The sequence below is a fragment of the Candidatus Benthicola sp. genome (genome assembly GCF_058719085.1).
This window is the reverse complement of record NZ_JBZQEK010000008.1, coordinates 1-5,304: the sequence shown is the minus strand read 5'-3', so window position 1 is coordinate 5,304 and position 5,304 is coordinate 1. Positions and strand designations below refer to the sequence as shown.

At 68.4% G+C, this 5,304-nt stretch carries 5 protein-coding genes; 4 read left to right on the top strand and 1 reads right to left on the bottom strand.

Translation table 11 applies throughout. The annotated features are described in order from the left end of the window. Positions 1–166 precede the first annotated feature (166 nt). The 4 genes from AC36XV_RS00910 (at position 167) to AC36XV_RS00895 (ending at position 4,531) form a co-directional block, all read left to right on the top strand. Complete coding sequence (locus AC36XV_RS00910; protein WP_492201803.1) at positions 167–1,585, top strand: efflux RND transporter periplasmic adaptor subunit; 1,419 nt, start codon at positions 167–169, stop codon at positions 1,583–1,585. A 12-nt stretch (positions 1,586–1,597) separates the two neighbouring features. Further along, a complete protein-coding gene (locus AC36XV_RS00905) occupies positions 1,598–2,806 on the top strand; it encodes an ABC transporter permease (protein ID WP_492201802.1) in 1,209 nt (402 codons plus the stop codon). Positions 2,807–2,868: 62 nt separating this feature from the next. Then, the gene (locus AC36XV_RS00900) at positions 2,869–3,369 is read left to right on the top strand and encodes a hypothetical protein (protein ID WP_492201801.1); all 501 of its coding nucleotides are present in this window, start codon (positions 2,869–2,871) and stop codon (positions 3,367–3,369) included. 7 nt (positions 3,370–3,376) lie between these two features. Further along, positions 3,377–4,531, top strand: coding sequence for a patatin-like phospholipase family protein (locus AC36XV_RS00895; RefSeq protein ID WP_492201800.1), 1,155 nt, complete (start codon positions 3,377–3,379; stop codon positions 4,529–4,531). A gap of 53 nt (positions 4,532–4,584) precedes the next feature. Here AC36XV_RS00895 and AC36XV_RS00890 read toward each other — a convergent pair. Next, on the bottom strand, positions 4,585–5,304 hold a 720-nt coding region (locus AC36XV_RS00890), incomplete at its 5' end, for a YbgA family protein (RefSeq protein ID WP_492201799.1).

Here is a 5,304-nt window from a genome sequence, read left to right as displayed (position 1 = left end):
GGCTCGCCACCATCCTCGACCTGCAGTCGGCCCAGATCACCCTGCTCGAGGCCCAGGTCGGCCTCATCCGCAGCCGCTTCGACTATCAGCTCGGCCTCGCCCGACTCGAAGCCCTGCTCGGCACCAACCTCAGATAACCGGATGGAACGGAGATAGACGAGTCCCGATGAACATGGATTGGAAGAGCGGCACCAGGGCCGCCGCGATCAGCCTCGCGGTCAGCATCGCAGTGGCCGCGTGCGAGACGGGCGCCGCCGACGAACCCTCGATGGGTCTGTCCACGATCGCCGTGCAGGTAAAGGACATCAGCTCGGCCGTGGCGGCTACGGGCACGGTCGAGCCGATCCGGGTGATCGACGTCAAGTCACAGGCCTCGGGCGAAGTGCGCGAGGTGGCGGTCGAGCTGGGAGATGAGGTCGAGCGGGGGGATCTGCTCGTTCGGATCGACCCGCGCGACGTCCGCAACGCGTACAACCAGGCCGTCGCGGACCTGGACGTGGCCCAGGCTCGCCACACCGTCGCCCAGCGCCAGCTCGAGCGCACCACCGACCTGCGGGAGTCGCAGGTCGTCACGGAAGAAGAGTACGAGAGTGCCCTCCTCGAGGAGGCAAATGCCAAGGCGGCCCTCGTGAAGGCGGAGACGAACCTCGAGCTTGCCGAGGACCGGCTGAACGACGTGGCCGTGGCCGCCCCGATCACCGGCACCGTGGTGGAGAAGACGGTCGAGGAGGGACAGATCATCACGTCGGCCAAGGAGGTCACCGGAGGCACGATCCTCCTGCGGATGGCGGACCTGAACGAGGTACAGGTCCGCACGCTGGTGGACGAGACCGACATCGGCCTCATCCAACCGGGGCTCGAGGCCAGCATCCGCGTCGAGGCCTACCCCTCGAGGGAGTTCCACGGTCGCGTCCTCCAGATCGAGCCACAGGCCGTGGTCGAGCAGAACGTCACTCTGTTCGCCGTACTCACCCGGATCGACAACCGCGAGGGGCTGCTGAAGCCCGGGATGAACGCGGACGTGGAGATCCAGGTCGGGGAGCGGCTCGGCGTCCTCGCCCTCGCCAACGGGGGCATCAAGACGGTGGAGGAGGCCCAGGCCCTGGTCGCCGCCCTCGGGCTCGATCCCGACCTCCTGGAGCAGCGTGTGGAAGCTCCGGATGGCGGCGACGGCGAGGCGGCGACCGAAGCGGACGAGGCACAGGCCGAGGAAGGCGACGGTCTGCCCTCCATGAGCCGGATTCAGGCCATGTCCCAGGAGGAGCGGCGCGAGTTCATGCAGGGCCTGAGCGCGGCCGAGCGGCAGCAGTTGTTCGCTCGGTTCCAGGAGATGCGAGAAGCCCGTCAGCGAGCCGACCAGGCGGACCCGGGCAGTCCGAAGCCGGGGTTCGTGTTCATCGACACGCCGCGCGGAATCACCCTGAAGCCGGTCACGCTGGGGCTGTCGGACTGGGACTTCACCGAGATCATCGCGGGGCTCGCGGAGGGTGACTCGGTCCTGCAGGTCCCGCAGGGGCTCGTGCAGCAGAGCGAGATGCTCGAGTTCATCCGCCGCCGCACGTCGATGCCCGGCATGGGACGCTGAGGAGGCCCGTCGATGCTCATTCTCGAGATCATCAAGGTCGCCCTCCAGGCGATCGGCACCAACAAGATGCGCAGCTTTCTCACCATGCTGGGCATCGTGATCGGGGTCGGGGCGGTGATCACCATGGTCGCCCTCGGAACGGGCGCGCAGCGGTCGGTCGAGAGCCAGTTGCAGGCCCTCGGTACCGACGTCCTCACGGTCCGGCCCGGCCAGGGCTGGCATCGGGGCGCGCGGTCGGGCAGCGCCCGCATGTACCTGACCGATGCGGAGGCCGTGCTGGACGAGGCCGACGCCATCGTGATGGTGGCCCCGGAGATGGTGAACAACGCCCAGGTGGAGTTCGGCCGTTCCAACGCGAACATGCGGGTAACCGGCACCACCGCGACCTACGCGACCCTGAACAACTACGCCCTGGAATACGGGAGGTTCTTCTCGGCCGAGGAGGACTCCGGCAGACGTCGCGTGGCGGTGCTCGGCGGCACCGTGCCCGAGATGTTCCAGAGCACGGCGCTCGACATGCTCGGACAGACCATCAACATCCAGAACGTCACCTTCGAGGTCATCGGCGTGCTCGAGGCCAAGGGCGGCTCGGGCTGGTTCAACCAGGACGAGAGGATCTTCATCCCGATCCAGACGGCCCAGTTCCGGATCATGGGAACGGACCGGATCGGGTCCTTCAACGTCAAGATCGCCCAGGGCTACTCGCCCACCGCCGCCATGGCGCAGATCGAGCAGGTCATGCGCCGGGAGCACAAGCTCAGGGTCGGAGACGACAACGATTTCTACGTGCAGGACCGGGCCGAGCTGATGGGCACGATGCAGGAGGCCACCGAGACCTTCACCTTCCTGCTGGCGGGCATCGCGGCCGTGAGCCTTCTCGTCGGGGGCATCGGAATCATGAACATCATGCTGGTCTCGGTGACGGAGCGCACGCGGGAGATCGGCATTCGGATGGCCATGGGCGCCACCCGGCGCCAGGTCCTGACGCAGTTCCTGCTCGAGGCCCTCGTCCTGTGTCTCGTCGGCGGTCTCGTCGGAATCGGCCTCGGCTTCGGGGCGTCGAAGACGCTGGCCGACCTCGCCAACTGGACGACCGCCGTGTCGCCGCAGGCGGTGGGAATGGCCGTGGTGTTCTCGGCCGTGGTGGGTCTCTTCTTCGGCGCGTGGCCCGCGCGCCGCGCCGCCAGTCTCGATCCGATCGAGGCGCTCCGATACGAGTGACCGCAGGACGAACGGCGCTCCCCGGGCTTGCGTGCGGGGAGCGCCAGCACCAGCGTAGCTCCATGAGCCTCATCCCGTTCGACGATCTTCCCCCGGATTCGCGCCTGTGGTGCTTCGGCGCTTCGCGCCCCCTCACGCAGGGGGACACGGATCGCATCGAGACCTCGATGCGGTCGTTCCTCGCCGAATGGGCCGCCCACAGGCGGGACCTGCACGCCGGCTTCACGACGTCGCACGATCGGTTCCTCCTGGTCGCGGTGGACGAGTCCCGGGCCGGGGCCTCGGGGTGCTCGATCGACGGACTGAACCGGCACCTCCGGGAGCTGGGAGAGGAGCTCGGGGTGCAGCTGCTGGATGCGACCCCGGTCTGGTTCCGGGACACGCAGGGAGACATCGACACCACGTCGCGCTCCGGATTCGTGGAGCTCGCGAAGCAGAAGCGCGTCGGTCCCTCCACGCAGGTCTTCGATCTCACGATCTCCAGCGTCGGGGCCTTCCGGCTCGGCGGCCTCGAGCGCGCCGCGGAAGACGCCTGGCACCGGGTCCTGCTTTCACGGGCCTGACGCCGTCATGACGACCGACTCCTGCACGCCGGCCCTCGTCCTGTCGGGCGGTGGCGCGCGGGGCGCCTACCAGGTCGGGGTCCTGCGCCAGATCGCGCGCGACCATCCGGAGCTCGGCTTCCCGGTGCTCACCGGGGTGTCGGCAGGCGCCATCAACGCGGCCTATTTGGCCAGTCAGGACTCGAGTCTCGCGGATGCCACGGACTCCCTGGCCCGGCTGTGGTCCACGCTCTCCACCTCGGCAGTGATGCGGACGGACGTCTTTTCGCTCCTCGGCAACGCGCTGCGGATCGTGGCGGCCCTGACGCTGGGGGGTTCCCGCCTGGCGCCGTCCGCCCGCGGCCTGGTGGACACGAAGCCGCTCGGAAGGCTGCTGGACCGAGTGGTGGATTCGGAACGAATCGAAGCGAACATCCGGGATGGACAGCTTGAGGCCCTCGCCGTGTCCGCCACCTCGTACCGCACCGGCGAGAGCATCACCTTCGTGCAGGGCCGGCCGGGGATCGAAATGTGGAGCCGGCACCGGCGTCGCTCGCGGCTGGAGCGCATCGGCTCGGAGCACGTCCTGGCCTCCACGGCCATCCCCCTGTTCTTCCCCGCCCGAGCGGTGAAGGGGGAATATTTCGGGGACGGCAGCCTCCGGCAGGGGTACCCGCTCTCACCCGCCGTGCACCTCGGGGCCGATCGAATCCTGGCCATCTCGAGCCGTTACGTCAGCGCCGGCCCCGAGACCGACCCGGAGGACGACACGTATCCGAGCACCGCCCGGATTCTCGGTCTGGCGCTCAACTCGATCTTCCTCGACCAGCTGGACGCCGACGCGGAGCGGTTGGAGAGCGTGAACCAGCTCCTCTCCCGAGCCGATCCGAAACACCGCTGGCTGCTCACGGACCGGGAGGTCGAGATCCTGGTGATCCGCCCCTCTCAGGACATCGGCCGAATGGCGCGATGGTACGAGCGCAACCTGCCCCTCGCGCTCCGCCACCTGATCCGCGGCCTGGGCACGCGAAGAGGCTCGGGTTCCGACCTCCTGTCGTATCTGCTCTTCGTGCCCGAGTTCCTGAGCGACCTGATCCGACTCGGCGAGCGGGACGCCACCCTCAACCGGGCTCGCATCGCGCGATTCGTCGAAGGCTGCACCGGACCCTCTCGAGGGGCCTGACGTACCGGGGAAGCGGACACGTCGGGGGGGACGCGCCGCGCGGCGGTCCGCGGTCAGACGTGATTCAGCAGCATCAGCTCGTGCGGGTGCGGCGACAGGTAGGCCTGCTCCAGGAGGTACTCCTGCTCCTGCCTTCGCACGTGATGGCGGAGCAGGGTCAGGGGCACGATCAGGGGCAGAAGTCCCTGGCGATATCGCTCGATCGCTTCCGTGAGCTCCGCGCGGTCCGCCCGATCGAGCGCATCGGACACGTATCCCGCCAGGTGCTGCAGCACGTTGGCGTGTCCCTTCCTCGATGGGGGGCGGCGCATGACGGCCGCGAACTCGTCCTGGTACGCACGTGCCAGCTCCGTCGCCGAGTCCGATCGGTCCGCCGAGCCGAGCAATCGCCCCAGCCGACGCGTACCGGCCTGGTTCCGCGCCATGCAGAGGAACTTATGCCGGGCATGGTATTCCATCAGCCCGCGGCGCGTGATCCCCTCGCGTTCCATGTCCTTCCAGCGGCGCATGGAAAACACCCGGGCGATGAAGTTCTCCCGAAGGCGCGGGTCGTTCAGGCGCCCCTCTTCCTCCACCGGCAGGTGCGGGGCGAGACGCAGTAGGGCCTCCGCAAAGATCCCCGTTCCGTCCCTGGCGGGCACGTCGTTGGCGTCGTACACCTTCACGCGCTCCATCCCGCAGCTCGGCGAATCCTTCTTCAAGATGTAGCCGCACAGGTCCAGCTCGAGTATCCCGGCGACGCGTGCCTCGGACCACTCCGCCATGCGGGCGGT